Here is a 25,253-nt window from a genome sequence, read left to right as displayed (position 1 = left end):
AGGAATGGAATGAATTATCAAACAGAAATGAAATTGAAACGGCTAAAAAATCAGCCGTTCATTACGTATGCCCTTTTGGGTATTTCAATCATTGTTTTCCTTGGATTGGAATTAACTGGAGGATCAGAAAATATTTTAAACTTAGTTAATTGGGGGGCAATGGTTCGTCCACTGGTAGCTCAAAACCATGAATACTGGCGGTTTATCACGCCAATGTTTCTTCACATTGGGTTTATGCATATTATTTTGAATATGGTTACTCTTTATTATATCGGCGCACAGGTTGAGGCAATTTATGGACATTGGCGCTATTTGGGAATTTATTTATTGAGTGGGATTGCTGGAAATATCGCCAGTTTTGCCTTTGGGACACCCAACAGTGTCTCAGCGGGTGCTAGTACAGCGCTTTTTGGTTTGTTTGGCGCATTTGTTATTTTAGGACGCCATTTTAGAAACAATCCAGCGATTATGTATATGGTGCAACGCTATTCAATGTTTATTGTAATTAATTTGTTATTTAACTTGTTTAGTAGCTCTGTAGATATGATGGGGCATGTTGGTGGTCTAATTGGTGGATTATTAGTAGCGACGGCTTTTGCTGTTCCAAATCGTGAAGAAGCATTTAATAAGCACGAGCGAATTATGGCCACGTTAATTTTTATTTTTCTTGTCGTAATTTGTCTGTTATTGGGTTTTAAAAAATACGGTTTACCTGTATAATAAGGAAGTGTTTTCGTATGGAAACGTTATATGATGTACAACAACTTTTTAAACAGTTTGGGATGTATATTTATGTCGGTGCACGGATTTATGATATTGAGTTAATGATGATTGAATTAAAAAAATTGTATGAAGGTCAATTGGTAGACCGAGATACGTATTTACAGGCCCGGCATATTTTGCAAAGAGAGCATCGAATAGAAGAATCTAGAGGGAAGCAGAAAGGAATCGACTAAATGGATAAGAAAATTATTGGGATTGATTTAGGTGGAACGACCATCAAATTTGCTATTTTAACAACTGATGGCGTTGTTCAACAAAAATGGAGTATTGAAACGAATATTTTAGAAGATGGCAAGCATATTGTGCCATCAATTATTGAAAGTATTCGTCACCGTATAGATCTTTATAATATGAAAAAAGAAGATTTTGTGGGAATTGGTATGGGAACACCAGGAAGTGTCGACATTGAAAAAGGAACTGTTGTAGGTGCCTATAATTTAAACTGGACGACTGTACAGCCTGTCAAAGAACAAATCGAATCTGCTTTAGGAATTCCGTTTGCCTTAGATAATGATGCCAATGTTGCTGCTTTAGGTGAGCGTTGGAAGGGCGCGGGGGAAAACAATCCCGACGTGATTTTTATTACTTTAGGAACAGGTGTTGGCGGAGGCATTGTTGCAGCGGGAGAATTGCTCCACGGTGTTGCTGGCTGTGCTGGTGAAGTTGGGCATGTGACGGTTGATCCTAACGGTTTTGACTGTACTTGTGGCAAACGCGGCTGTTTAGAAACCGTTTCTAGTGCCACTGGTGTCGTTCGTGTTGCACGTCATTTATCAGAAGAGTTTGCAGGTGACTCTGAACTGAAACAAGCGATTGATGATGGACAAGATGTTTCAAGTAAAGACGTTTTTGAATTTGCTGAAAAAGGCGATCATTTTGCTTTAATGGTGGTGGATCGTGTTTGTTTCTATTTAGGCTTAGCCACAGGAAACTTAGGTAACACGCTAAATCCAGACAGCGTAGTTATCGGTGGAGGTGTTTCTGCAGCAGGAGAATTTTTACGTAGTCGTGTAGAAAAATATTTCCAAGAATTTACCTTCCCGCAAGTTCGAAATAGTACAAAAATCAAATTAGCAGAGCTAGGTAATGAGGCCGGCGTGATTGGTGCCGCTTCACTAGCATTACAATTTTCAAAAGAGAAATAGAGAGGGCTTTTTAGAATGAGTATTTTATGGGTAATCAATGGTATTTTGCTAGTTATTGTACTAGCGATGGTATTCAATGAATTATATTTGAAAATTATGGTGAAACGTTCAGCAAAAATGTTGACGGAAGAAGAATTCAAAGAAACAATGCGTAAAGCACAAGTGATTGACGTTCGTGAGAAAGATACATTTGATGCTGGGCATATTTTAGGGGCGCGCAGCATGCCATACAGCATGTTAAAAACAACAATTGGCTCTCTTCGTAAGGATCAACCTGTTTATCTTTATGATCAGAAGAAAGCTTTAAGTATCCGAGCAGCTAATTTATTACGCAAAAATGGCTATACTGATATTTATATTTTAAAAGGCGGCTATGATGGCTGGACTGGGAAAGTGAAAAAGAGAAATAGTTAATAACAAAAAGAGTTGGTCTTCATTGAGATCGACTCTTTTTGTATAGGAAAGCTTAATAGAAATGTTGCTATTTTTGTCAGTCCTCATTTTTTGAGCTACAATAAAGAGAAGAGGTGAAGGCAGATGATTCAAATCAAGCGAGCATATGAAGCACCGACAGAGCAAGATGGCTATCGTGTTTTAGTTGACCGTGTTTGGCCACGAGGAAAATCCAAGGAATCTGAAAAGTTAGATGAATGGCTCAAAGAAGTGGCCCCTAGTACGGAGCTACGGAAATGGTTTAATCATGAAGCAAATAAATATCCCGAGTTTAAACAAAAATACCAAGAAGAATTGAAACATGAGCCAACTGCCACAGCGTTTAAGCAGTTACAGACAATTGTAAAAAATCAGCCAATAGTTACGCTGGTCTATGGAGCGAAAGATACAGCGCATAATCAAGCGGTTGTCTTAAAAGAATTATTAGAAAAATAGAGTAGGTGATTGGATGAAAATTGCAATTGTAGGTGCTGGACCCAGAGGCTTATCAGCTGCAGAACGAGTCATTGAATGGGCTCGTAAAACGGAAATAAATGTTCAGCTCACGTTGTTTGATCCATACGGTCCAGGTGGGAAAATTTGGCGAGCAGAGCAACCTAATTATTTATTAATGAACACCGTGATTAGTCAAGTCACTTTATTTACAGATGAATCTTTTAGTGGCGAAGGACCAATTGTCAAAGGCCCCACTCTCTATGAATGGACCCAAACAGAAGCTGCGCAGTACATTCAACAGCAACAACCCTATAATTATCTTGAGTTGTTGAAAGAATGTCATCGCCTTGGACCGAATGATCACTGCTCGAGGGCTTTTTATGGCATGTACCAAAAATGGTTTTATACTTATTTAGCCAAGCGATGTAACGAACAAACATCGCTGACGTTTTTTAAAGAGCCAGTAACTGCTGTACGGGCAGGAGAGGATAACTATTATGTGTACACCCAATCCATTGAGTTTACGGCAGACAAAGTAATTTTAGCCATGGGTCACCAAGAAAATGAATTAACGACTGTTGAACAAGAGCTTGCGGACTACGCCAAGGAGCATCGTTTGTTTTATTCTTCCCCTAAAAATGCGGTGGATGCTTTATTGGCACTTGCCAATATACCCGCAAAACAACCCGTTGTGTTAAAAGGCTTAGGTTTGGCATTTTTTGACTATTTATCTGCCTTGACGATTGGTCGTGGGGGTGTTTTTTCTCGTCAAAATGGCCGCTTACGTTATGAACCTTCTGGAAGAGAACCTATTATTATTGCTGGTTCTGGTCGCGGTTTTCCTTCTCATCCTCGAGGGATTAATCAAAAAGGCTACGGGGAAACCTATCAACCTGTTTTTTTAACCGAAACGTATTTAGCTGAATGTCGTAAAAAAGGACAGGTTACAGGCGCAGAGTTTTTTGGGTATTTAAAAAAAGAAGTGGAATATGTGTATTACACCTGCTTAATCGAAGAAAAATATCCGCATCTTTCTAAAGAGGCCTTTCAACAGCTGTTTATTCAAACCAAGGGAGCGCCGGAAAGCCTAGCCCACTTTGAAAAACAAGATTGGTTTGATTGGCAAGCGTTAGAACATCCTGAAACAAAGAAAACCACCCATGAAAGTTTTCGTTCGTTTTTACTAGAGTATTTAAAATGGGATATTCAAGAAGCAGAGAAAGGCAATCTTAGCGGTCCTTTGACCACTGCTTTAGACAGTTTAAAAGATTTAAGAGATCAGATTCGCTTTGTTTTGGATGAAGGGTTATTAACGAATGACGAGAGTCAAAAGTGGTTGTGGCATTGGTTTACCCCGTTGAATACCTTTTTGTCAGTGGGACCTTCTGTTGAAAGAACAGAAGAGCTACAGGCGTTAGTTGAACTGGGGTTAGTCACGATTCTGGGGCCAGAAATGCGTGTCGAAATGAAAGCGGGTCAATTTATTACTTATGCTAATTTGTTTCCGGAAAATCGGTATAATAGTCACTTTTTAATTGAAGCGCGCATTCCCAAAGTTAATAATGAAAAAAGCTTGAATCCTTTAACGAGGCAGTTGTTAGCCGATAAGCTAGCTACGCTCCATCAACTGGCATTAGCCGATGGTCAAATAGTCAAAACAGGCGCACTCTTGATTGTGCGTGCCACGAATCAAGTCATCACAAAAGATGGACAGGTGGCGACAGGCCTTTTTAGTTGTGGTATTCCAACAGAAGGTATTCATTGGTTAACAGCCGCTGCAGCTCGTCCTGGTGTGGATCCTTGGAATATGCGCGATATGGATCGGATTGCTGCTACTATTTTTAATAGTTAAGAAAAATAGTCAGCTCCTTTGGTAAAAAAGAAAGCATAACAAGTGGTCATCCATCGCTTTGATGGATGACCACTTGTTATGCTTAAGAGAATCAACCGAGCCAGAAGTGCTCCTGTTGATTTCTTGGCGTTAGATTTTTTATCTCAACGTCACAGCTATTTTTTAACGTGCAATACGTTTACGCATCGCTTTTTTACGGTTTTCTTCAATCATATCTTCTTTTTCTTCAATTGGATCAATAACTGTTTTTTTAATAGTTGTAGCCACACCGGCTAAAGCAGCAACTGTGATAGCAGTACCGACTAACATACCTGATACAAATTTTTTCATCGTTCATTCCTTCTTTCAAATTGTATTTGTTTCTATTATGACGGAAAACAGCAAAAAAATCCAATAGTTACAATGATTTTTCATAAACTCTACGACTAATTTAGAGATTTGTTAAAATTTAACAAGTCCTTTCTGTATTTTTATAGGAAAAATGAATAAGGAGAAATGGCCAAATTAAATCCTGTTTACAAAATGAAATAATTCAGAAGTAAACCTTATTTAATGGTACAATAGAAAAAGAAATTAGAGAGTAAAAGGAGCGTATTTATGTCTATTTTAGTATTAGGTGGCGCAGGCTACATTGGCTCACATGCCGTTGATCAATTAATTTCAAAAGGATATGCCGTTGTGGTTGTTGATAATTTATTAACGGGGCATCGTGCATCCGTTCATGAACAAGCGACTTTCTATGAAGGCGATATTCGTGATAAAGCTTTTTTACGTAGTGTCTTTGAAAAGGAATCAATTGAAGGGGTGTTGCACTTTGCGGCCAATTCTTTAGTAGGAGAATCCGTGGAGCAACCGTTAATGTATTTCAATAACAATGTTCACGGCACTCAAATTGCCTTGGAAGTCATGCAAGAATTCGGAGTGAAACATATTGTTTTTTCTTCCACAGCAGCCACTTATGGCGAACCAAAAGCAATGCCTATTACAGAAGAAACCCCAACGAATCCTAAAAATCCGTATGGGGAAAGTAAATTAATGATGGAAAAAATCATGAAATGGTGCGACAACGCTTATGGAATGAAATATGTTGCTTTGCGTTATTTTAATGTCGCAGGAGCAAAAAAAGATGCCTCAATTGGGGAGGATCACACGCCAGAAACGCATATTGTGCCGATTATTTTACAAGTAGCATTAGGCCAACGAGCAGAGCTAAGTATTTTTGGGGATGATTATGATACACCAGATGGCACGTGCATTCGAGATTATGTTTATATTGAAGACTTGATTGCAGCACATATTTTGGCTTTAGAATACTTGAAAAATGGTGGCGAAAGTGACGTCTTTAACCTGGGTAGCAACAACGGCTATTCTGTTAAAGAAATGTTAGATGCTGCTCGTGAAGTGACAGGCCAAGAAATTCCTGCGACAATCGCGCCACGCCGAGCAGGGGATCCTAGCACGTTGATTGCTTCTAGTGAAAAAGCCAAGCGGGTTTTAGGCTGGCAACCAGAAGTAACTGAGGTCAAGGACATTATCGCCACCGCTTGGCAATGGCACCAAGCTCATCCACATGGGTATCAAGAAAAGTAATAGGAGGAATGAATCGATGACCACGAGTCAAATGATTGCCGATTTTACCACACTTGCTATTCAAGCAGGTGGTTGGATGGAATTGGATCGCTTATATCTTCAGAACCGTTTATTAGCAATGATTGGTGAACAAGAATTAGGCGAAGTAGACATACGGCCTGTGGCAACACCCGCCGCTGATTTGGCGGAACAATTGTGTCAAATTGCGATTGCCAACCAATTTGTAAAAACAGAGCAACAAAAAGAACAGTTCATGGTGCAATTGATGGATTTGTTGACACCGCCCCCTTCTGTGGTTAATGCTTTTTTTGCACAACATTATGCTAAAGAGCCACAAGAGGCTACCGAGTATTTTTACCAACTTTGTCAAAAAAACGGTACGGTCATTGAACAGGAAGAACCTGTTGTTTTTTCAACGGTCTATGGTGATTTTTTAGCAAGTAAGGTACACAGTGAGGCGCCAAAAGCAACGCTCTCTGACCAAAGATATCCCCGCTGTGAATGGTGCATGGCAACAGAAGGCTACCAGGGAAGTCAGCAATTTCCTGCGACTACGAACCATCGGGTGATTCGGATGAACTTAGATGGCGAAAGCTGGGGGTTTTCCTTTGTAAAACAGGCACAATATCAGCAACAAGGTGTGATTGCGTTTGAAAAACATCAGGCAGTGAAACGTTCAGTTAAGACTTTTCAGCAGTTGTTGAAAATTGTGGAGGTCTTTCCTCATTATTTTGCTGGGATTGATGCTGTCTTTGAACAAAATGAGCATGTCTATTATCAAACGGGTTTGCAACAATTTCCATTAGCCGCCGCGAGTATTTCAGAATATGTTGAGTTAGCTAACTATCCTTTAATCAACGCAGGAATGGTGAATTGGCCAGTTGCGACATTTCGCCTAGAGGGGCCGAATGCGTCAGAAGTTGCCCAAGCCGCAAATGATATTTTTGAGCAATGGCAAATGCTGAAACTGCCAACGGATGAGATACAAATCGTTGCACGACGAAAAGAACTTTTATATGTCATGGACTTAATTTTTAGTCGACCTCAAGCAAAGCCTTCGTTAACGTTAGCGGAAGTCCAAGGTTTAACGACTTGGAGCAACCAGGAAACGCAGACACTTGAAAATGTGGTTTCAGCGTATCAACAGCGTCTAAAAGAAGCCAGTGCGTTTGCAGAAACAAGTGAAGGAAAAGCGGCTTTTTTAGCAATGGTTGCGCCAGTGACTCATTAAAAGAAAAAAGATGCCGAATGACTAAAAATCACGTATAATAGATAAGAATGAAAAATAAGGGAGGGTAAAAAAATGGCTTATCAAGCACTTTATCGGGTCTGGCGTTCACAACGTTTCGATGACGTAGTAGGACAAAAAGCAATTACTCAGACACTGAAAAATGCGATAGTGAAAAAGAAAACATCTCATGCCTATTTATTTACTGGCCCTCGTGGTACAGGTAAAACCAGTGCCGCAAAAATTTTCGCTAAAGCGATTAACTGTAAACATAGTCAAGATGGTGAACCTTGTAATGTTTGTGAAACCTGTGTAGCCATTACGGAAGGTCGTTTAAATGATGTCATTGAAATTGATGCGGCGAGTAATAATGGCGTGGAAGAAATCCGTGATATTCGTGATAAAGCAAAGTATGCACCGACGCAAGCAGACTATAAAGTTTATATTATTGATGAAGTTCATATGCTATCGACAGGCGCGTTCAATGCACTTTTAAAAACCTTGGAAGAACCGCCACAAAATGTTATTTTTATCTTAGCAACGACTGAACCACACAAGATTCCGTTAACGATTATTTCGCGGACACAACGCTTTGATTTTAAGCGAATTAGTACGCAAGATATCGTCGATCATATGGCCCATATCATGCAGGAAATGGCTCTTGATTATGAGGAACAAGCCCTATATGTGATTGGTCGTGCTGCGGAAGGCGGGATGCGAGATGCCTTGAGTATCTTGGATCAAACGATTTCCTTTAGTGATGAAAAAGTAACATTGGAAGATGCAATGCAAGTGACAGGTAGCCTAACCTATGAAATGATGGATCATTATATTCAGCGTTGTGTCGCCGGTGATGTTGAACGAGCATTAGAAGGCTTGGAAAGTATTTTAGGCGAAGGCAAAGAAGCGCGCCGTTTCTTAGAAGATTTGTTATTATATTGTCGAGATTTGCTGATGTACCAGCAAGCACCGAAGTTATTAGCAGAAAAAGCAGGAACCTTAACAGAAGCATTTAAGGAACTAGCTACACAAACGCCTGCTGAAAAAATCTACCAACTAATCCAAATTTTAAGTGACACACAAAATGAGATCCGCTTTACCAACAATGCGAATATCTATTTGGAAGTAGCCACTGTCAAATTGGCTAAAACGGTGCAGCTCAATAAACACAACACGCCAGAAACAGCTAATCAAGGTGGTAGCGCAGAGGAAAATCCAGAATTAGCCGATTTACAAAATCAAATTGGGCAACTGAAGAAAGAACTGGCTGAATTAAAGAAACACGGTGTAGCTGCCAAAGAAGCAGATGCGCCACGTCAACAAGCACGACCACAAGCGCCAAAAAGTTCGTTCCGTGTGCCCACAGAACGGGTATATCAAGTCTTAAATGAAGCGACTAGAACACATTTAATGAATGTGAAAAATGTCTGGGAAGACTTACTGCAAACATTATCTGTGACTCAACGAGCGATGCTCAAAGCTAGTGAACCTGTCGCAGCGAGTCCTAAGGGCATCGTGGTGGCATTTGACTATGAGATTGTTTGTGCTCGTGCAACAGACGATGAAGAGATGCAGTTAGCTTTCAATAATAATTTAAGCCGTTTGATGGACTATACACCAGAGATGGTCTGCATTACTAGAGAAAGCTGGCCAAAACTAAGACAAAGTTTTATTAACCAAAATCAGGGCAGTTTGAATCATTCTGAACCTGAAAATGAAATGGCTCGTCTAGCGGACGAACCGCCTGTAACAAATGAACATTCACAAGAAAATCCAGTAGTAGATGAAGCAATCGCTATGTTTGGTGAAGAGCTTGTCGAAGTACTAGATGATTAATACGAAGGAGTAGAGGAATTATGATGCGAGGAATGGGCAACATGCAAGGCATGATGAAACAAGTACAAAAAATGCAAAAAGAAATGGCCAAAGCGCAAGAAGCGCTAAATGAAAAAGAATTTATCGGTGAAGCAACCAATCAACTTGTGACAGCGACATTTACTGGTGATCGCACAATGAAAGATTTGACGATTAAAGAAGACGTGGTTGATCCTGAAGACGTTGATATGTTACAAGATTTAGTCATTATGGCTGTCAACGATGCGTTAGTAAAAATTGAAAAAGAAACCGAAGCAACTTTAGGTAAATACACCAAAGGAATGCCAGGATTCTAAAAAAACAAGACAAACGCGAGTATGAAAAACGCCATGCCCAAAAAATCGAACTTTTGGGGCATGGTGTTTTTTCTGTTTTTGTGGGAAAACTCTTTGGCAATTTTAGTAGTCGCTTCCAAAAAACTATGCTATACTAAAGCCAATTGAAGAGAAACATTTGGGGTGCTATTAGCTGAGATTATACCCATGGAACCTGAAACAGTTAGGACTGGCGCAGGGAAATGTCTTGAAATTTTGACCGATTATTGCACCCAACTACGTTTATTTGTGGTTGGGTTTTTCTGTCTTTTTCAGTCGCGCCTCCTTTTGCTTCTCGCAGAAAGGAGTTTTTTTACGTGGAAAAAAATCGAATCCACAGAGTTACGTTACTGGCTTTGATGATTGCGATGGACGTTGTATTATCGCCGTTAATGCGAGTTGAGGGAATGGCCCCTATGTCCAGTGTCATGAACATTATTGCCGGAGTTTTATTAGGCCCTCTTTACGGAACGCTCATGGCACTTGTCTGCGGCTTAATCCGTATGACGTTCTTAGGTATTCCGCCATTAGCGTTAACAGGTGCCGTCTTTGGCGCATTTTTTGCTGGTTTATTTTATCAATGGGGACAAAAATTAGGCTGGTCGATGCTAGGAGAAATTTTTGGTACAGGCATCATAGGCTCGTTATTGTCCTATCCTGTAATGGTTTGGTTTACTGGCAGTAAGCAGGATTTTTATTGGTTCATTTATACACCACGATTTATTGGCGCCACACTGATTGGTTCAGGGATTGCCTGGCTTGTCTTAGTAAAGCTGAAAGAAACTCGGGTATTTAAACAAACACAGGAATTATTTTTAGGAGGATACTTTTATGAAAACAAGCGTTAAGTTTGAAACGATTTTTCCACTGACAACAGCACCATTAATTCAGTGCATTACGAATGAAATTACGTGTGAGTCTATGGCGAATGCATTACTTTATATTGATGCTAAGCCCATTATGGCAGATGATCCACGGGAATTTCCGCAGTTGTTTCAGCAAACCAGTGCCTTGGTTTTGAATTTAGGACATTTATCACAAGAACGAGAGCAGAGCTTGTTAGCAGCTAGTGATTATGCTCGGCAAGTGAATAAACCGACCGTAGTCGATTTAGTCGGTTATGGCGCCAGTGATATTCGGAGTGAAGTCGGGGAAAAGCTGGTGCGCAATCAGCCAACCGTTGTGAAAGGGAATCTTTCAGAAATGCGGACTTTTTGTCAGTTGGTTAGTCATGGCCGAGGAGTGGATGGCAGTCCTTTGGATCAAAGTGAAGAAGCAATTGAGGAACTGATTCAGGCTTTACGTCAACAAACGCAAAAGTTTCCCCAGACGGTATTTTTAGCAACAGGGATTCAAGATGTTTTGGTTAGCCAAGAGCAAGTGATTGTCTTACAAAATGGCGTTCCTGAGTTGGATTGTTTCACTGGCACAGGTGATTTAGTCGGCGCATTAGTTGCCGCTTTATTAGGTGAAGGCAACGCGCCAATGACTGCGGCAGTAGCCGCAGTGAGCTATTTTAATCTTTGCGGAGAAAAAGCCCAAACTAAGAGCCAAGGGTTGGCCGATTTTCGCCAAAATACGTTAAATCAGTTATCTCTTTTAATGAAGGAGAAGGATTGGTTTGAGGCGGTGAAAGGACGAGTGCTATGAGAGAGCAATTGAAAGTTTATTTGGTGACAGGACGGTATGATTTTAGTGAGACTGAATTTTTAAAACGAATTGAAACTGCTTGTCGCAGTGGAGTGACATTGGTGCAACTGCGCGAAAAGGAAGTGTCAACCCGGCGCTTTTACGAATTAGCAGTGAAAGTCAAAGTGGTAACAGATGCGTATCAGATTCCGTTGATTATTAATGATCGCGTCGATATTTGCTTGGCAGTGGATGCGGCAGGTGTGCACATAGGTGATGATGAATTGCCGATTGCTCTTGTGCGAAAACTGGTTGGGTCTACAAAAATCGTAGGTGTTTCAGCCAAAACGGTGGCACGAGGAGTTGAAGCGGAAAACGAGGGCGCCGATTATTTAGGCGTGGGCGCAATTTTCCCCACAACGACTAAGGACAGTCCGTTAACTTCTTTGCAGACACTTTCTGAAATTACCGCAGCAGTCACGATTCCGGTTGTGGCGATTGGTGGGATCAAAGAAGAAAATATAGAACAACTTATGGGAACGGGAGTGGCTGGTGTTTCACTGGTCAGTGAAATTATGCTGGCCGAACAGATAACCGAGAAAGTGCAGGGGTTGATGCGTGTAACGGAGCAAATGTTGGAGGCGAGAAAATGACCGAATATAATTTGACCCCACAAGTAGTCACGATTGCTGGTTCTGATTCTGGTGGGGGAGCAGGCATGCAAGCAGATTTAAAAACATTTCAAGCGCGGCAAGCATTTGGCTTAAATATTGTCATTGCATTGACGGCACAAAATACGTACGGGGTGCAAGATAGCTTACCGATTCCTAGTTCATTTATTGATGCACAATTTCAATCACTGGCGGCTGATTTTAAAATTGGGGCAGCAAAAACGGGAATGTTAGCAGATAGTGAGCGTGTCGAAGCTGTTGTCCGCAATTTGCAAAAAGTTGATTTTGGTCCGTTGATTGTCGATCCTGTAATGGTGGCTAAAGGTGGACATCATTTGTTAGAAGCCGAGGCAGTTCAAACAATTAAAGAGCAACTGTTGCCACTAGCAACGGTCGTGACACCTAATTTACCAGAAGCGGAAGTTTTACTAGAGACAACCATCAAGACAGAGCAAGAAATGCAAACAGCAGCAAAAAAATTACAGCAATTGGGCACAAAAAATATTATTATGAAAGGCGGACATAGCACGAATCAACAAGCGGCTGATTATGTGTTAATGGAAGACGGTTCGAGCTTTTGGCTAAGTGCACCGCGAGTTGTAACGAAAAATACTCATGGAACAGGAGATACTTTTTCAGCGTGTATCGCAGCCGAATTAGCAAAAGGCACGCCGTTAGAAGCGGCGATTGTGATTGGCAAACAGTTTATTCAAGGGGCCATCAGCCAAGCAATTTCTGTTGGACATGGCCACGGACCTACTAATCATTGGGCCCAATTAACGCAAGATATTCAAATTATTGAAGCATAAGAAAAGCCTGGGGAAAAATCATTTTAGATTTTTCCCCAGGCTCTTAAATAGCTTAAAGCTCCTTTTTGATATAGTTTATAAACGTTTTGTTCACTAATCTTCACATTTTAAATAAATTTCTTGGCCTTGTTCTTGCAAATAAGCCACGTGGGATTCTCCCCAATTACATAAGTTATCTAAGACAGCAGAGAGGCTTTGACCATAATCGCTTAAATAATATTCGACTTTTGGTGGAACTTGGTTGTAAACTTTCCGCTCGATAATGTTGTCTTCTTCGAGTTCCCGTAATTGTTGTGTCAGCATTTTTTGACTAATGCCAGTAATGCCGCGTTTTAAATCGCTGGGGCGCATGGCGCCGTGCCGTAAATTACACAGAATAATTGGTTTCCATTTGCCGCCAATAACATCCATCGTTGCTTCCACACCAATCGCATATGTACGAGTTTCCAAAAAACATTCCTCCTTAATAGGTTGATAATAAACAAAAGTTACTAAAAGGTACTTATGATACAAAAAAGTAGGTACTTATCAAAAAATCAATCTTAGTATATAGTAATTTTTGTTGAAATTCAAATGTTTTTAGGAGGAAGAGAATGGAAAAGAAAATTTCACCAAATTTAACGCTCTTTGCATTAGCTATCAATGCTTTCGCAATCGGCTCAACGGAATTTATTAGTGTGGGTTTATTACCAATGATTGTTAAAAGTTTTCATATTAGTCTTTCCCAAGCTGGTTTGACTGTTTCTTTATACGCTTTAGGTGTGACGATTGGGGCGCCGTTATTAACAATTTTGACAGGAAAATGGAATCGTCGCTCATTAATGCTGGGGATTATGCTTCTTTTCATTAGTGGGAATTTAATTGCTGCGTTTGCGCCAACGTTTATTATTTTATTGGTAGGGCGGATACTTTCTGCATTGGCGCATGGTATTTTCATGTCTGTTTCGACTGTCATCGCCGCAGATGTTGTGCCGCCATCACGTCGAGCCAGCGCTATTGCTATTATGTTTACGGGCTTAACGGTTGCAACAGTGACTGGCGTACCTTTAGGGACGTTTATTGGACAACAAACAGCTTGGCATATGTCCTTTCTTTTTATAGCCAGTATTGGCTTGGTGGGACTGATTGCTAGTTATTTTTTAGTTCCCAAAAATTTACCGATACCAGGAAAGGTTGACTTAAAAGGAATCACGCGAATTTTTACGAACAAATCCCTCGTTTTCTCTTTTCTAATTACTGCTTTTGGTTATGGTGGAACGTTTGCTGCATATACGTACTTGTCACCATTATTGGAAAATTTAGGCTTTTCAGCCAACGTGGTAGTGATTATTTTAGTCGTTTATGGTGTAATGGTCGCAATTGGCAATACAGTAGGTGGTCATTGGGCAAATAATAAACCCTTAGATTCGTTAGTAAAAATGTTTAGCTTATTAATTCTGTCCTTAGTCTTTTTATTTATTACTGTTTTAATGGATAATAGTCTTCTAGGCTTGTTAGCAAGTTTGATGTTGGGGCTATTTGCCTTTATGAATGTACCTGGCTTACAATTATATGTTGTAGAATTAGCGGAAAAGTATGTCCCAGAAGATATCACTTTGGCCTCAGCTTTTAATATTGCAGCCTTTAATATTGGGATTACCGTCGGCTCAATGACAGGTGGGGTGGTCACAGATCATTTATCAGTAACATATACACCGATTTTTGGTGGTTTTATCGTGTTGATTGCTGTCTTGTTTGTACTTTATATTCGGAAGCAAGAAGAACAAAAAAACAACTATCTTTAGAAAACTAAAAAAAGCAGCTGGTCACTACGGAACTGACCAGCTGCTTTTTTTTTAAACTTTTTTGCGGAAATAATTCCAACAAGCAATCAAAACAATCACTAATAAGGTTAGCAAGAAAATCAGAGAAATGAGTGAACCCATCGTTGTCCCCTGAGCAAAATTATCTGCGTGGTCTTGAGCGATATTAATAATCGTCGCTACAATGGCCGTTGCAATAGCGCCAGAAAATTGTTGAAGGGTATTAAATAACGTATTGCCGTCGCCAAAATCTTTCTCCTCTAACAAGCTCATACCAGTCGTCATCATGTTACTGTATGCAAAACCTAGACCAATCATATAGGTAACATGTCCAGCAACGAATCCTAATAAAATAGGCATCTCTAGTAAAATTGTTAAAGCTAGCCAACCGATTGTCGCCAAACTTAAGCCAAATAATATGGGTTTTTTAGCGCCGTATTGATCCAAAACTCGTCCAGAAAGTGGTGCCAAAATGGCCCCAACTGTAGCACCTGGTAGCATGACTAGCCCAGCTACAAACGCATTTTTTCCAAGGACGATTTGAACAAAGTTTGGTAAGACAAAGGAAATACCTAACAATAAGAATTGACAAACTAAAAAGCCGCATAAAAATAAAACGAAGGCGGGATTTTTTAAAATTGTCAAACGAACTAGTGGCTGTTCAGCGGTCGTTGCTCGTTTATAAAAAATAACAAAGCCAATAATGGCTACCAGAAGTGAAAGCCAGCCAAACAATGTGCCAATTTTACTTAAGAACATCAACAAACCACTAAATAACAGGGCAATACCAATTAAACTAACTAAATCAAGGGTAGTGGTTTTTTTAACAGGTATTTCTGGAATAGCAGATAATCCCATAAACAAAGAAAGTAGTAAAACAGGAATTAAGAATAAGAAGATGGCATGCCAAGACAGGGAAGAAGTTAAAATTCCACCATACGTTGGACCAATGGCTGGAGCAATTGAAGTGGTCAATGTGCCTACTCCCATCATTGTTCCCCGTTTTTCTATCGGAGTAAAGTTCAAAATAATATGAAACATCAGTGGCAAAGCAATCCCAGTGCTAGCCCCTTGGAAGAGTCGGCCTAATAACAAGATACTGAAAGTTGGTGAATAAACATCAATCGCTAAACCAATCAAAAAGAAAAAATTCGCAACAATAAATAAGCGTCTTAGCGAATAGGTTTTTAATAAATAATTGGATAAGGGCACCATGATAGAAATAACTAATAAATAAATTGTTGTTACCCACTGCACGGTACCGGTGGAAACGCCAAATTCCTTCGTTAATGTCGGAAAGGTTACATTCATTGCCGTTTCAATTAAAACGCCAGCAAAAGACATAATTCCTGTCGCTAAAACGGCAGGGAATAATCGTACGTTTTTTTGTTCCATTTAATCACCTCTATAGTTTTCATTTTTCGTAAAAAAATAGAAGCAGTTTCTATAAGAATAGAAACCGCCTCTCTCTCGACACGCAACTCGCGTGTTATCTGTACGATTTGTTTACATGTTGCATTGTAAACAGTTTTTAGGCAATCGTCAAGCAGAAAATAATTAACGTTGCATGAAGAAACTAATAATTGCAAAAATAGCAATGTGGGCTGGATAGAAAATATAAAAGAAATTCCGCATGCCACGGCCTTTTTCGCCGTTATAAAGAACAATTGGAATGGCTGCTAAAATCATCATCCATTGGTGGTTCGCTCCAAATAGTTCTTGGAAGTTATAACTGGCTGCTGAAATTAACGCAACAACGCCAATCGCTGAAATTTGTAACCATTTTTTGCCATGGAATAGATAAAAAGCGACGGCTAAGAGAACAAATAAAAACCCACCTTCTGTCATCATTAGTGATGGCACAATCAGATTGAAAAGTTGGAAACCAATTAAGATAGCAGGGTTGCTTAGTATATCTGGAGAACTAAAAATAACGAAAGGTAGAGCACTGATTAATAAAGGCACAATAAACCAAAGAAGCCCTTTACCAATTTGTTTTTGTTTAAAATATTCCATAGACTGCATATAGACCGTACCTAAAAATAACGTCCCAAAAATATTATTGATAATTAAGCCACCTGTTGAAAAATACGCATTTAAAATGCCGTTCAGAATCCCCATAATCCAGAAGCCTAACAATAACCGGAACATGTATTTTCGCCGATTACTTGTGTGAATGAAGCCTTCAGAACTTTCAAATAAGAAAATAGGTGCAGCGATTCGTCCAATCCAACCGAACCAACCAGGCACGCCTAAAAAACTAAAAAATTGCAATAGATGGTCAAAGACCATTGAAATAACTCCAATGACTTTCAAATGAAAGCCAGTTAATGTTTTACCCATAGTATAAACTCCTCTCTTTCATAAAAAACAATATAACAAAATCCATAACAATCAACCATTTATTTGCCTAACAGTTATCTTACAAAATTGTTTGATTTCGTCAGCTTTTGATGAAAGAAAAAAGAACCAAGACTAGTTTTTATAATTATTCTATGCTATAGTAAAAGTACATTTTAATAAAAAACATTTGGGGTGCTGTTATGGCTGAGATGATACCCATTGAACCTGATGCAGTTAGTACTGTCGCAGGGAAATGCCGATTTACTTTGATTTTTCACGCACTCATTCTGTCCTAGGATGAGTGTGTTTTCTTTTATCAGGGTTTATTTAAGTCACTCCTTTTGCTTTTTGTTAAGAGAAAGGAGTTTTTTTATTGAAAAAATGGTCATTGCAACAAGTCGTCTTACTCGCTTTTTTAGCCTTTTTGTTTGGCGGTGTTTTTATGGGAGCAGGTTTCCTCTATGCGTTAGTGAATGCTGCGCTGTTACCATTAGGACTGAGTCCATTTGCCAATGAGCTTTTATTTGGAATGTGGACCATGGTAGCACCAATTGCAGCGATGCTGATTCCACGAGCAGGGAGTGCTGTTTTGGCGGAAGTTTTAGCCGCCTTAGCAGAAATGCTTTACGGTTCGTATTTCGGACCTAGTGTGTTAATTTCTGGTGTGATTCAAGGCCTAGGCAGTGAAAGTGGCTTTTTGGTAACACGCTATAAACGTTACGATACACTAACGTTATTTTATAGTGCGATTGGGACGACTATTTTTAGTTATGTGTATGAATACTTTAAGTTTGGTTATGGCAATTACGGTCTGGGGATGAACATTGCTTTAATTAGCGTTCGGTTCGCTTCTATTTGTTTCTTTGGTATTTTCTTAACGAAAGTTATTATACGAATGTATCAGTCTGCGCAAGGGTTAGCTGTGAAGGCAAAATGAATAGTATTCAATTAAAAGCTGTGTCCTTTTCACGAGAACAACCCTTGTTTGAAAAGACAAATTTAGTAATTCCTCAAGGAACGTTTTCCTTATTAATTGGCGATAGTGGCAGTGGAAAATCAACGCTTTTACGCTTGATTGCAGGGTTTGCTCCGCTTGACTATCAAGGAGAAATTTTGATTGAAGGAATGGAACGCCGACAATTATCAACTCGTGAAAAGGCGCAAAAAATTGGCATGCTTTTTCAAAATCCCAGTCAACAATTTACAATGAAAACCTTGGAACGAGAACTGATTTTTGCTTTAGAAAATCTAGGGATCTCTCCTGAAGAAATGAATCAAAAGATCCAAACAGCGCTTCAACTTGTTCAGACTCAAACCTTATTCACACGAGAACTAGCGACGTTATCTGGTGGTGAAAAACAAAAAGCGGCGTTGACAGTTCTGCTAGCAATGAACCCAGATATTCTTTTATTAGATGAACCTTTTGCAAGTATTGATCCAACCTCTCGAAAACAATTTATTCAAATTTTAGCAAGACTTCATCAAGCAGGCAAAACGATTTTGGTGTGCGACCACGATTTCAGCGATTACGCTGATGTTGTGGACCAAGTCGTCACGTTGAAAAACGGCCAGTTTGAAAAACAACCGCTGACGTTTATCAAAACAAAACCGCAGACATTTCACCTTACAAATTCTGCGGTAAAACAACCGATGCTCCAATTGAAAAATTTTCGTTTGTCTCAGGGAAAACGAGTGCTACTTGAAGAAAAAGAAGCTCTTTTTTTAAAAGGAATTACCACGTTGACGGGGCCAAATGGGGCGGGTAAATCAACCTTATTAAAAGCCATTGTTCAAAGACAAAAATATCAAGGGAAAATGTTCTTGGCAGGCCGCCGCTTGCGGTCTTCAAAAAAGTTGTACCAACACATGACATTAGCGGTGCAACAAGCCAATCGTCAGTTTGTCACGTTGACTTTACGAGAAGAGCTTTTGTTTGGTCAGAACATGACGGCAGAAAAAAGAAGAAAACAAGAGGAAGCCTTAACTTTTTTAGGGTTAAAAGAAAAACTAGAGCATAGTGTTTTCCAACTAAGTGAAGGGCAAAAAAAGATGGTGCAATTAATTAGTTTGCTGAGCTTAGATTTGGACTGTTTACTTTTAGATGAACCTTTTGCTGGGTTAGATGAGCGCGCATGCAGTTATTTTGTTGAATGGATCAAAGAAAAAAGTGCGCAACAAGATTTTCTAATCGTCACGCATCGGCTAGAACCTCTCTCTGGCGTGAGCAATTACCGAATAGAATTGCTGCAGCAACAACTGAATATCTGGCAGGAGGGAACCACATGCAAATAAGGCAAACGAATGCAGCGATTTATGCTTCTTTGATTCTTATTTTGACCTTTGAATTATCTTTTTCTCAATCCATTTTGGCAAATTTGGCGGTTTTTATGGGTTGTGTCATTTTTTTAATAGGCCAGCGAAAATCCCGCTTACTTCTTTGGTTATTTTTCTTGCCACTTTTACCAGCCATCGGAACTTTCTGGTCTATTTATCTGCATGGTACAAGTAGTCAACAAGCCTGGCTTTTGTTTAGTCGAACATATGCCTTTGCCGGTTTAGGACTAGCTTTTGCTGTAGGCGTTGATTTTGAAGAATTATTGTTGTTATTGGAACAAAAGGGGCTAGCACCGAACTTTGTTTATGGAATTTTAGTGGTGGTTCACGCCTTACCGGAAGTGAAAAGAGAAATTAATGATTTAAAAGAAGCGAGCCTGCTCCGTGGCAAAACGTTTCATTTTTGGTCGCCGATGCTTTATGTTAAAACACTGCTCGTTGCTGTTTCCTGGCGAGATAAATATACGGAAGCAATGTCTGCCCATGGCTATGAAGAAGGAGCCGCCAGAAGTCGAAAAGAGCATTTTGTGTCAGCAAAAGTCAGTCTTGGGCTTGCTATTTTGATCATCATTTTTACAAATTTGTTTATTTTTCTAACGTAAAGGAGAAACCTATGACATTTACAGAACAAGCCAAAGAACAAGCGCAAGCTTCTTGGCAAGGGAGTTTTCAGCATCCTTTTATCACAGAATTACATGAAGGAACCTTGAGTCCAACGATTTTTCGCTACTATTTAATTCAAGATCATTACTATTTAAAACATTTTAGTCAACTTTATCGCTTGATTGCGGCACAGACGCAACAACCTCGATTAAAAAAATTACTCTTAACAAATGCGGAAAATCTCGCGTTGGGCGAATTAGCTATTCGTGAAACTTTTTTTGAAGAACTAGCGATTACGGAAGAAGAAGTTACAGCGACACCGATTGCACCAACCGCTTATCACTATGTTTCTCATATGTATCGCCAACTTATTGAAGGAACGCCTAAGACGGCCGCAGCAAGTATGTTGCCTTGTTCTTGGCTCTATCAAGAAATTGGTACACAGTTAGTCAAACAACACTCACCAGAGCCACTGTACCAACGTTGGATTGAAACCTATGCCGGGGAGGATGCGTATCAACACGTCCAAGAGGAACGCCAACTGTTGGACCAATTATATGAAGAAAGTTCACCACAAGAACAAGCAGCTATGATCACCGCTTTTGTTATCAGCAGTGAGATGGAATACGCTTTTTGGGAAATGGCCTATACACACGAAACCTGGATACAAAAAGAAGAGATGAACATGTGGTAAAATAAATTTATCAAAATAGGAGGATAAATTTATGAAAAGTGTTGGTATACTATTGTTCATTGTTGGTATTGGAAATTTTGTTTATCAAGGGATTTTGACCTTACGGAAACTGCGTAAAGAAGCAAATGAGGTACGCACAACGCATAGGTTTTGTTGCACGGCTTGTGGTGAAAAATATGAGTTAAGTACAGTGGAAACAAAGGAAAAAATCAAGTGGAGTATTCATACCCGCAAAGAGACGTTAAATACACAAAAAAACTTGTACAAATTTATTTGTCCAATCTGTGGTGAAAAAACATTTCAGGAACGATTGTATGATTTGAATATTGCCAAATTGAAAGGCAGGATTCGGTATCAAGGTACAGAATTTCAGCTAAGAGAATTAGTTCTTTTTTTCTTGAAAGGTATATTACCATTATTACTAGTACGTTGTCTATTGCGATTTTTAATTTGAGCAAAATAAAAAAACTTCCATTTTGTCACAACAAAGTGGAAGTTTTTTTGATTCTTTAAATAGCGGTTAAATATTGCTTTTTTGACAGAGCGTGATAAGATATTCAGTGACGCAAAATCTGTTATAACTCGCTTAGTAATAACAGAAACGCCTTGCTAAGAAAGGACTGTAGAAGCCTCATGAATTATCCAGAACCGATTGCAAAATTGATTGAAAGTTATATGAAATTACCAGGGATTGGTCAAAAAACAGCGACACGGCTTGCTTTTTATACAATTGATATGAAAGAAGAAGACGCTAATGCTTTTGCAAAAGCGCTAATTAGTGTCAAGAGAGATCTCCATTTCTGTAGTATTTGCGGAAATATTACTGAAGAAGATCCTTGTGAAATTTGCCAAGATAAAAATCGTGACCGTAGTATTATTTTAGTAGTGGAAGAGCCAAAAGACGTTATGGCAATGGAAAAAATGCGTGAATATCAAGGCTTGTATCACGTACTCCACGGGGTGCTTTCACCGATGGAAGGAACAGGACCAGAAGATATTAATATTGCCTCTTTGATCAAACGTTTGCACGATGATGAAGTGAAAGAGGTCATTATAGCAACCAACGCTACCACGGAAGGAGAAGCGACGGCGATGTATTTATCACGGCTTATTAAGCCAGCTGGAATCACCGTTACTCGTTTGGCACACGGCTTGTCTGTCGGCAGCGATATTGAATATGCAGATGAAATAACCTTGCTGAAAGCAGTTGAAGGACGTCGAGAAATTTAACAGAAACATCGTTGGAAAAAGAGATTGAAATCGAAGTAGCTCGTTTCTGTGGGCAAATGTCGCAGTTCTAGCTTCTCCGTATTTCTTTTTCAACTTCTTTTTTTTCAGCGGTGCATCACTTTAAATAGGACGTAAGGATTTCAATTAGACTGATAGAGCAAGATGAAGTATAATAGATACAAGTAAAAATTGATTGGAGTTTTCGCACGTGCAGGGTATTTTTATCACATTTGAAGGTCCAGATGGCGCTGGCAAAACCAGTGTTTTGAAGGAAGTTTCTGAAAGATTAGCTAAAGAGTCAAAACGAAAAATTGTCACCACAAGAGAACCAGGCGGCATACCGATTGCCGAAAAGATTCGAACAGTTATTTTAGATCCGAGAAATGACAGAATGGATGAGCGAACAGAAGCTTTACTTTACGCAGCTGCTCGTCGTCAACATTTAGTGGAAAAAATCTTGCCAGCTTTGGAAGCGGGTCATTTAGTCCTATGTGATCGTTTTGTTGACAGCTCATTAGCCTACCAAGGCGCTGGGCGTAGAATTGGGATTGCACCCATTGCTTCAATTAATGCGTTTGCGACAGAAGGTGTCTCACCAGATTTTACAATTTATTTAGACGTTGACTCAGATACTGGCTTACGGCGGATTCAAGAAAATCGAACACAGCAAATTGATCGCTTAGATTCAGAAGGATTAGAATTTCATCAACGTGTTCGCCATGAATATTTGAAATTAGCAGAAGAAAATCCACAACGTATCAAAAAGATTGATGCACGGATGAGTTTAGAACTTGTCGTAGAAGCAACGTATCAGGCGATTATTGAACGTTATCCAGAAAACTTTTAATTATAGGAAGGTGTAGACCATGAAGATTATTTTAGCCATTGTACAAGACAAAGATAGTAACCGATTAGCCAACGAATTTATTGATGCCAATATTCGTGCTACAAAATTATCCTCAACAGGTGGGTTCTTAAAAGCGGGAAACAGCACATTTATTATTGGGATTGATGATGAACGTGTTGACGAAACATTAGCTTTAATTAAGGAAACATGTCAATCAAGAAAACAATATGTTTCAACACCTGTGACTTTAGATATCACAATGGATGGCCAAATTCCTTATCCTGTAGAAGTTGAAGTCGGCGGCGCTACTTGCTTCGTCTTGCCAGTTGAAGGATTCCATCAATATTAAGATGAATGAAACACAACAACTGCAACAAATGCAACCTTTGCTGTACAAGCAACTCCAAAAAAGTTTTGAGCATGGTCGTCTTGCCCATGCTTATCTTTTTGAAGGAGATACAGGAACTGGAAAACAAGAATTTGGCTTATGGATGGCGAAACATGTCTTTTGTACGAATTTAGTAAATCAACAGCCTTGTAACGAATGCCATAATTGTGTGCGGATTAATGAAAATGAACACCCAGATGTTTTAAGAATTGCGCCAGATGGGCAAACCATCAAAGTGAACCAAATCCGTGAATTAAAAGCGGAGTTTTCTAAAAGTGGGGTTGAGACTGCTAAAAAAGTTTTCTTAATTCAAGAAGCTGATAAAATGAGTACCGGCGCAGCCAATAGTCTCTTAAAATTTTTAGAAGAACCAGAAGGACAAATTTTAGCTATTTTAGAAACCACTTCACTCTCTCGAATTTTACCAACGATTCAATCACGATGCCAAACCTTACATTTTCAACCATTAGTCAAAAAAACATTAATTGATCGTTTAATCAAACAGGGGATTAGCGAAAAGACTGCAACCCTTTTAGCTGAGCTGACAAATAGTTTTGAGAAAGCAGTTGAAATCTCTCAAGATGAATGGTTTAATGAAGCTAGGGAAATCATTTTACAATGGTTTAATTATCTAAAAAGTAATGATTTACAGGCATTTATCTACGTTCAGAAGAAAATGGTCAAAGTATTTAAGGAAAAAGAACAACAAGCGCTTAGCTTTGACTTGCTCATGGTTTATTACCGTCAATTATTGGAAGAAAGTGTTGTAACACAGCAAGCCAAAAAAGTAACGGAAGAGCAGGCGGAACGGTTGGCACTAATTTTGAAAGCACGCCAAAAATGGACAGCCAATGTTAGTTGGCAAAGTGTTTGTGAACAATTAGTTATCCAAATGATTCACCCTAAATCATAAAGTAAAAAAGTGCCAAGTGGCATTCAGTTTCATAATATAGTAGGAATTTAGTTGTTTCAGCAAGTTCCTTAACCGATTGAAGCGACGTTCACTTGAACTAGATTAGGAGGAATAAAATGGTAGAAGTAGTAGGAGTTCGCTTCCGTGAAGCCGGTCATATCTATTATTTTGCTCCTGGAAAATCTGAGTATATTTATAATGAGAAAGTACTCGTTGAATCTCAACAATCAAAACAATTAGCTACTGTTGCTATTCCTAAAAAAACAGTCGATTCAGACGATTTACCAGAGGACCTAAAACCCATTTTAAATAAAGCAACAGCCAATGATTTAGAAAAAGAACAAAAAAATTTGGCTGATGCAGAAGCTGCCAAAAGCATTGCCAATGAAAAAATTCGAGCCCATGACTTAAAAATGAAATTAGTGCGAGTAGAATATACCTTCGATCGTAGCAAAATGATTTTTTACTTTACGGCAGATGGGCGAATTGATTTTCGTGAATTAGTCAAAGACTTAGCGGCTATTTTCCGGACGCGGATTGAGTTACGTCAAATTGGTGTCCGAGATGAAGCGAAAATATTAGGTGGCATTGGCCCTTGTGGCAGACAACTATGTTGCTCAACATTTCTAGGAGATTTTATGCCAGTTTCAATCAAAATGGCTAAAGATCAAGGGTTATCTTTGAATCCTGTCAAAATTTCAGGATTATGTGGCCGTTTAATGTGTTGTTTGAAATACGAAAACGACGAATATGAAGCCGCCAAAAAAGAATTACCAGATTATGGAAAAGAAGTAATAACACCAGATGGCAAAGGCAAAGTCGTCGGGTTGAATCTATTAAGTCGGATTGTCAAAGTTCGTCTGCATGGTCGTGAAATCGCAGCGGATTATGATTACGAAGAAATCAAAGAAGCTACTGCGAAAGTTGCTGCTGAAAAAGGTGATCAAAATGGATAAACGTTCGCTCTATGATGGATTAAATTCGTTGGAAACTGATTTAGACAGTTCCGTGACACAATTAAGAGAAATTAAAGCAGCACTCCATGAGTTGGTAGAAAAAAATACCACGTTGGAAATCGAAAACCAACGCTTACGGGAGCATCTCCAAGAACTGAATAAGTTAGCAGGAAATACAACTGAAACTGAAAAACAAGAGCTATCAAAATCACGTATGAATTTGGAAAAACTTTATGAAGAGGGCTTCCATGTCTGCAATATTTTATATGGTTCAAGACGTGAAAATGATGAAGAATGTGCCTTTTGTCTTGATGTTATTTATGGGGAACGCACGCGTTAAGTCTAGTGGACACTGCAAA

30 protein-coding genes and 2 riboswitches are annotated in these 25,253 nt (G+C 39.3%); of the genes, 26 read left to right on the top strand and 4 right to left on the bottom strand.

The features are described 5' to 3' along the window. The first annotated feature begins 9 nt into the window (after nucleotides 1-9). The 6 genes from IGI87_RS11390 to IGI87_RS11365 all read left to right on the top strand — a co-directional run bounded on the left by IGI87_RS11390 (nucleotide 10) and on the right by IGI87_RS11365 (nucleotide 4,668). Nucleotides 10-720: a rhomboid family intramembrane serine protease gene (locus tag IGI87_RS11390; protein ID WP_104855032.1), complete on the top strand. Its 711-nt coding sequence runs from the start codon at nucleotides 10-12 to the stop codon at nucleotides 718-720. Nucleotides 721-737: 17 nt separating this feature from the next. Further along, entirely contained in the window at nucleotides 738-956 is a 219-nt protein-coding gene (locus IGI87_RS11385) for a YqgQ family protein (RefSeq protein ID WP_002356332.1), read from the top strand. Further along, a complete protein-coding gene (locus IGI87_RS11380) occupies nucleotides 957-1,928 on the top strand; it encodes an ROK family glucokinase (RefSeq protein WP_002356333.1) in 972 nt (323 codons plus the stop codon). A gap of 15 nt (nucleotides 1,929-1,943) precedes the next feature. Further along, nucleotides 1,944-2,342, top strand: a complete 399-nt coding sequence (locus IGI87_RS11375) for a rhodanese-like domain-containing protein (protein WP_002356334.1) — start codon at nucleotides 1,944-1,946, stop codon at nucleotides 2,340-2,342. Between the two features lie 123 nt (nucleotides 2,343-2,465). After that, complete coding sequence (locus tag IGI87_RS11370) at nucleotides 2,466-2,816, top strand: DUF488 domain-containing protein (protein ID WP_113794548.1); 351 nt, start codon at nucleotides 2,466-2,468, stop codon at nucleotides 2,814-2,816. Between the two features lie 13 nt (nucleotides 2,817-2,829). Then, nucleotides 2,830-4,668 carry an FAD/NAD(P)-binding protein gene (locus IGI87_RS11365; RefSeq protein ID WP_113794547.1) on the top strand — a complete coding sequence of 613 codons (1,839 nt, stop codon included), beginning with the start codon at nucleotides 2,830-2,832 and terminating at the stop codon, nucleotides 4,666-4,668. Nucleotides 4,669-4,830: 162 nt separating this feature from the next. On the opposite strand, the gene IGI87_RS11360 is transcribed toward IGI87_RS11365, so the two are convergent. Continuing rightward, nucleotides 4,831-4,998: a DUF3042 family protein gene (locus tag IGI87_RS11360; RefSeq protein WP_002356337.1), complete on the bottom strand. Its 168-nt coding sequence runs from the start codon at nucleotides 4,996-4,998 to the stop codon at nucleotides 4,831-4,833. 267 nt (nucleotides 4,999-5,265) lie between these two features. Here IGI87_RS11360 and galE point away from each other — a divergent pair, with 267 nt between their 5' ends. The 8 genes from galE to thiD all read left to right on the top strand — a co-directional run bounded on the left by galE (nucleotide 5,266) and on the right by thiD (nucleotide 12,784). After that, nucleotides 5,266-6,258 carry a UDP-glucose 4-epimerase GalE gene (galE, locus tag IGI87_RS11355; protein WP_104855285.1) on the top strand — a complete coding sequence of 331 codons (993 nt, stop codon included), beginning with the start codon at nucleotides 5,266-5,268 and terminating at the stop codon, nucleotides 6,256-6,258. Continuing rightward, the gene (locus tag IGI87_RS11350) at nucleotides 6,239-7,489 is read left to right on the top strand and encodes a UDP-glucose--hexose-1-phosphate uridylyltransferase (RefSeq protein WP_164982968.1); all 1,251 of its coding nucleotides are present in this window, start codon (nucleotides 6,239-6,241) and stop codon (nucleotides 7,487-7,489) included. The genes galE and IGI87_RS11350 overlap by 20 nt, the downstream gene beginning before the upstream one ends. A 72-nt stretch (nucleotides 7,490-7,561) precedes the next feature. Continuing rightward, on the top strand, nucleotides 7,562-9,322 hold the full coding sequence (dnaX, locus tag IGI87_RS11345; RefSeq protein ID WP_438737071.1) for a DNA polymerase III subunit gamma/tau: 1,761 nt from the start codon (nucleotides 7,562-7,564) through the stop codon (nucleotides 9,320-9,322). A 20-nt stretch (nucleotides 9,323-9,342) separates the two neighbouring features. After that, nucleotides 9,343-9,657 carry a YbaB/EbfC family nucleoid-associated protein gene (locus IGI87_RS11340; RefSeq protein ID WP_002382484.1) on the top strand — a complete coding sequence of 105 codons (315 nt, stop codon included), beginning with the start codon at nucleotides 9,343-9,345 and terminating at the stop codon, nucleotides 9,655-9,657. Nucleotides 9,658-9,805: 148 nt separating this feature from the next. Continuing rightward, a riboswitch (TPP riboswitch) is annotated at nucleotides 9,806-9,894 on the top strand. Between the two features lie 140 nt (nucleotides 9,895-10,034). Next, entirely contained in the window at nucleotides 10,035-10,523 is a 489-nt protein-coding gene (gene thiW, locus IGI87_RS11335) for an energy coupling factor transporter S component ThiW (RefSeq protein WP_438737434.1), read from the top strand. Beyond that, the gene (locus IGI87_RS11330; RefSeq protein ID WP_438737069.1) at nucleotides 10,507-11,325 is read left to right on the top strand and encodes a hydroxyethylthiazole kinase; all 819 of its coding nucleotides are present in this window, start codon (nucleotides 10,507-10,509) and stop codon (nucleotides 11,323-11,325) included. Before thiW ends, IGI87_RS11330 begins: the two co-directional genes overlap by 17 nt. Beyond that, nucleotides 11,322-11,957: a thiamine phosphate synthase gene (gene thiE, locus IGI87_RS11325; RefSeq protein WP_438737066.1), complete on the top strand. Its 636-nt coding sequence runs from the start codon at nucleotides 11,322-11,324 to the stop codon at nucleotides 11,955-11,957. The genes IGI87_RS11330 and thiE overlap by 4 nt, the downstream gene beginning before the upstream one ends. Further along, nucleotides 11,954-12,784, top strand: a complete 831-nt coding sequence (gene thiD / locus IGI87_RS11320) for a bifunctional hydroxymethylpyrimidine kinase/phosphomethylpyrimidine kinase (protein ID WP_438737064.1) — start codon at nucleotides 11,954-11,956, stop codon at nucleotides 12,782-12,784. The genes thiE and thiD overlap by 4 nt, the downstream gene beginning before the upstream one ends. 93 nt (nucleotides 12,785-12,877) lie before the next feature. On the opposite strand, the gene IGI87_RS11315 is transcribed toward thiD, so the two are convergent. Then, complete coding sequence (locus tag IGI87_RS11315; protein ID WP_280211057.1) at nucleotides 12,878-13,234, bottom strand: winged helix-turn-helix transcriptional regulator; 357 nt, start codon at nucleotides 13,232-13,234, stop codon at nucleotides 12,878-12,880. A gap of 143 nt (nucleotides 13,235-13,377) precedes the next feature. On the opposite strand from IGI87_RS11315, the gene IGI87_RS11310 reads away from it, so the two are divergent. Then, nucleotides 13,378-14,568: an MFS transporter gene (locus IGI87_RS11310; protein WP_438737061.1), complete on the top strand. Its 1,191-nt coding sequence runs from the start codon at nucleotides 13,378-13,380 to the stop codon at nucleotides 14,566-14,568. 51 nt (nucleotides 14,569-14,619) lie between these two features. Here IGI87_RS11310 and IGI87_RS11305 read toward each other — a convergent pair whose 3' ends face one another. Further along, nucleotides 14,620-15,981 (bottom strand): MFS transporter, encoded by a 1,362-nt coding sequence (locus IGI87_RS11305; protein ID WP_438737059.1) that lies wholly within the window; start codon nucleotides 15,979-15,981, stop codon nucleotides 14,620-14,622. Between the two features lie 162 nt (nucleotides 15,982-16,143). After that, complete coding sequence (locus IGI87_RS11300; RefSeq protein WP_104855294.1) at nucleotides 16,144-16,929, bottom strand: TraX family protein; 786 nt, start codon at nucleotides 16,927-16,929, stop codon at nucleotides 16,144-16,146. Nucleotides 16,930-17,107: 178 nt separating this feature from the next. Beyond that, a riboswitch (TPP riboswitch) is annotated at nucleotides 17,108-17,198 on the top strand. 104 nt (nucleotides 17,199-17,302) lie between these two features. Here IGI87_RS11300 and IGI87_RS11295 point away from each other — a divergent pair. The 11 genes from IGI87_RS11295 to IGI87_RS11245 all read left to right on the top strand — a co-directional run bounded on the left by IGI87_RS11295 (nucleotide 17,303) and on the right by IGI87_RS11245 (nucleotide 25,234). After that, nucleotides 17,303-17,866 (top strand): ECF transporter S component, encoded by a 564-nt coding sequence (locus IGI87_RS11295; RefSeq protein WP_104855295.1) that lies wholly within the window; start codon nucleotides 17,303-17,305, stop codon nucleotides 17,864-17,866. Continuing rightward, a complete protein-coding gene (locus IGI87_RS11290) occupies nucleotides 17,863-19,221 on the top strand; it encodes an ABC transporter ATP-binding protein (protein ID WP_438737057.1) in 1,359 nt (452 codons plus the stop codon). Before IGI87_RS11295 ends, IGI87_RS11290 begins: the two co-directional genes overlap by 4 nt. Then, nucleotides 19,212-19,865 carry a CbiQ family ECF transporter T component gene (locus IGI87_RS11285; RefSeq protein WP_113794536.1) on the top strand — a complete coding sequence of 218 codons (654 nt, stop codon included), beginning with the start codon at nucleotides 19,212-19,214 and terminating at the stop codon, nucleotides 19,863-19,865. The genes IGI87_RS11290 and IGI87_RS11285 overlap by 10 nt, the downstream gene beginning before the upstream one ends. A gap of 11 nt (nucleotides 19,866-19,876) precedes the next feature. Continuing rightward, the gene (gene tenA / locus IGI87_RS11280) at nucleotides 19,877-20,560 is read left to right on the top strand and encodes a thiaminase II (protein ID WP_438737055.1); all 684 of its coding nucleotides are present in this window, start codon (nucleotides 19,877-19,879) and stop codon (nucleotides 20,558-20,560) included. Between the two features lie 31 nt (nucleotides 20,561-20,591). Further along, a complete protein-coding gene (locus tag IGI87_RS11275) occupies nucleotides 20,592-21,014 on the top strand; it encodes a hypothetical protein (RefSeq protein WP_438737053.1) in 423 nt (140 codons plus the stop codon). A 179-nt stretch (nucleotides 21,015-21,193) separates the two neighbouring features. Next, nucleotides 21,194-21,790 carry a recombination mediator RecR gene (gene recR, locus IGI87_RS11270; protein WP_002356363.1) on the top strand — a complete coding sequence of 199 codons (597 nt, stop codon included), beginning with the start codon at nucleotides 21,194-21,196 and terminating at the stop codon, nucleotides 21,788-21,790. Between the two features lie 208 nt (nucleotides 21,791-21,998). After that, complete coding sequence (tmk, locus tag IGI87_RS11265; RefSeq protein ID WP_002356366.1) at nucleotides 21,999-22,637, top strand: dTMP kinase; 639 nt, start codon at nucleotides 21,999-22,001, stop codon at nucleotides 22,635-22,637. Nucleotides 22,638-22,656: 19 nt separating this feature from the next. Then, nucleotides 22,657-22,986: a cyclic-di-AMP receptor gene (locus IGI87_RS11260; RefSeq protein ID WP_002356367.1), complete on the top strand. Its 330-nt coding sequence runs from the start codon at nucleotides 22,657-22,659 to the stop codon at nucleotides 22,984-22,986. Between the two features lies 1 nt (nucleotide 22,987). Next, a complete protein-coding gene (gene holB, locus IGI87_RS11255; protein ID WP_438737051.1) occupies nucleotides 22,988-23,938 on the top strand; it encodes a DNA polymerase III subunit delta' in 951 nt (316 codons plus the stop codon). 116 nt (nucleotides 23,939-24,054) lie between these two features. Then, entirely contained in the window at nucleotides 24,055-24,894 is an 840-nt protein-coding gene (locus IGI87_RS11250) for a PSP1 domain-containing protein (protein WP_002356371.1), read from the top strand. Next, complete coding sequence (locus IGI87_RS11245) at nucleotides 24,887-25,234, top strand: DNA replication initiation control protein YabA (RefSeq protein WP_002356372.1); 348 nt, start codon at nucleotides 24,887-24,889, stop codon at nucleotides 25,232-25,234. The genes IGI87_RS11250 and IGI87_RS11245 overlap by 8 nt, the downstream gene beginning before the upstream one ends. The last annotated feature ends 19 nt before the right edge of the window (nucleotides 25,235-25,253 follow it).

This window comes from Enterococcus sp. DIV1444a (genome assembly GCF_051712125.1).
Classification (GTDB): Bacteria; Bacillota; Bacilli; order Lactobacillales; family Enterococcaceae; genus Enterococcus; species Enterococcus faecalis.
Note: the sequence above shows the minus strand (reverse complement) of the source record. Positions and strands in the feature narration are given on the sequence as shown.

What these genes read in the sequence shown, in the direction of transcription:
- IGI87_RS11390 (WP_104855032.1), top strand. Translation starts at nt 10, where the DNA reads ATGAATTATCAAACAGAAATGAAATTGAAACGGCTAAAAAATCAGCCG.
- IGI87_RS11385 (WP_002356332.1), top strand. Translation starts at nt 738, where the DNA reads ATGGAAACGTTATATGATGTACAACAACTTTTTAAACAGTTTGGGATG.
- IGI87_RS11380 (WP_002356333.1), top strand. Translation starts at nt 957, where the DNA reads ATGGATAAGAAAATTATTGGGATTGATTTAGGTGGAACGACCATCAAA.
- IGI87_RS11375 (WP_002356334.1), top strand. Translation starts at nt 1,944, where the DNA reads ATGAGTATTTTATGGGTAATCAATGGTATTTTGCTAGTTATTGTACTA.
- IGI87_RS11370 (WP_113794548.1), top strand. Translation starts at nt 2,466, where the DNA reads ATGATTCAAATCAAGCGAGCATATGAAGCACCGACAGAGCAAGATGGC.
- IGI87_RS11365 (WP_113794547.1), top strand. Translation starts at nt 2,830, where the DNA reads ATGAAAATTGCAATTGTAGGTGCTGGACCCAGAGGCTTATCAGCTGCA.
- IGI87_RS11360 (WP_002356337.1), bottom strand. Translation starts at nt 4,998, where the DNA reads ATGAAAAAATTTGTATCAGGTATGTTAGTCGGTACTGCTATCACAGTT.
- galE (WP_104855285.1), top strand. Translation starts at nt 5,266, where the DNA reads ATGTCTATTTTAGTATTAGGTGGCGCAGGCTACATTGGCTCACATGCC.
- IGI87_RS11350 (WP_164982968.1), top strand. Translation starts at nt 6,239, where the DNA reads ATGGGTATCAAGAAAAGTAATAGGAGGAATGAATCGATGACCACGAGT.
- dnaX (WP_438737071.1), top strand. Translation starts at nt 7,562, where the DNA reads ATGGCTTATCAAGCACTTTATCGGGTCTGGCGTTCACAACGTTTCGAT.
- IGI87_RS11340 (WP_002382484.1), top strand. Translation starts at nt 9,343, where the DNA reads ATGATGCGAGGAATGGGCAACATGCAAGGCATGATGAAACAAGTACAA.
- thiW (WP_438737434.1), top strand. Translation starts at nt 10,035, where the DNA reads ATGATTGCGATGGACGTTGTATTATCGCCGTTAATGCGAGTTGAGGGA.
- IGI87_RS11330 (WP_438737069.1), top strand. Translation starts at nt 10,507, where the DNA reads ATGAAAACAAGCGTTAAGTTTGAAACGATTTTTCCACTGACAACAGCA.
- thiE (WP_438737066.1), top strand. Translation starts at nt 11,322, where the DNA reads ATGAGAGAGCAATTGAAAGTTTATTTGGTGACAGGACGGTATGATTTT.
- thiD (WP_438737064.1), top strand. Translation starts at nt 11,954, where the DNA reads ATGACCGAATATAATTTGACCCCACAAGTAGTCACGATTGCTGGTTCT.
- IGI87_RS11310 (WP_438737061.1), top strand. Translation starts at nt 13,378, where the DNA reads ATGGAAAAGAAAATTTCACCAAATTTAACGCTCTTTGCATTAGCTATC.
- IGI87_RS11305 (WP_438737059.1), bottom strand. Translation starts at nt 15,981, where the DNA reads ATGGAACAAAAAAACGTACGATTATTCCCTGCCGTTTTAGCGACAGGA.
- IGI87_RS11300 (WP_104855294.1), bottom strand. Translation starts at nt 16,929, where the DNA reads ATGGGTAAAACATTAACTGGCTTTCATTTGAAAGTCATTGGAGTTATT.
- IGI87_RS11290 (WP_438737057.1), top strand. Translation starts at nt 17,863, where the DNA reads ATGAATAGTATTCAATTAAAAGCTGTGTCCTTTTCACGAGAACAACCC.
- IGI87_RS11285 (WP_113794536.1), top strand. Translation starts at nt 19,212, where the DNA reads ATGCAAATAAGGCAAACGAATGCAGCGATTTATGCTTCTTTGATTCTT.
- tenA (WP_438737055.1), top strand. Translation starts at nt 19,877, where the DNA reads ATGACATTTACAGAACAAGCCAAAGAACAAGCGCAAGCTTCTTGGCAA.
- IGI87_RS11275 (WP_438737053.1), top strand. Translation starts at nt 20,592, where the DNA reads ATGAAAAGTGTTGGTATACTATTGTTCATTGTTGGTATTGGAAATTTT.
- recR (WP_002356363.1), top strand. Translation starts at nt 21,194, where the DNA reads ATGAATTATCCAGAACCGATTGCAAAATTGATTGAAAGTTATATGAAA.
- IGI87_RS11260 (WP_002356367.1), top strand. Translation starts at nt 22,657, where the DNA reads ATGAAGATTATTTTAGCCATTGTACAAGACAAAGATAGTAACCGATTA.
- holB (WP_438737051.1), top strand. Translation starts at nt 22,988, where the DNA reads ATGAATGAAACACAACAACTGCAACAAATGCAACCTTTGCTGTACAAG.
- IGI87_RS11250 (WP_002356371.1), top strand. Translation starts at nt 24,055, where the DNA reads ATGGTAGAAGTAGTAGGAGTTCGCTTCCGTGAAGCCGGTCATATCTAT.
- IGI87_RS11245 (WP_002356372.1), top strand. Translation starts at nt 24,887, where the DNA reads ATGGATAAACGTTCGCTCTATGATGGATTAAATTCGTTGGAAACTGAT.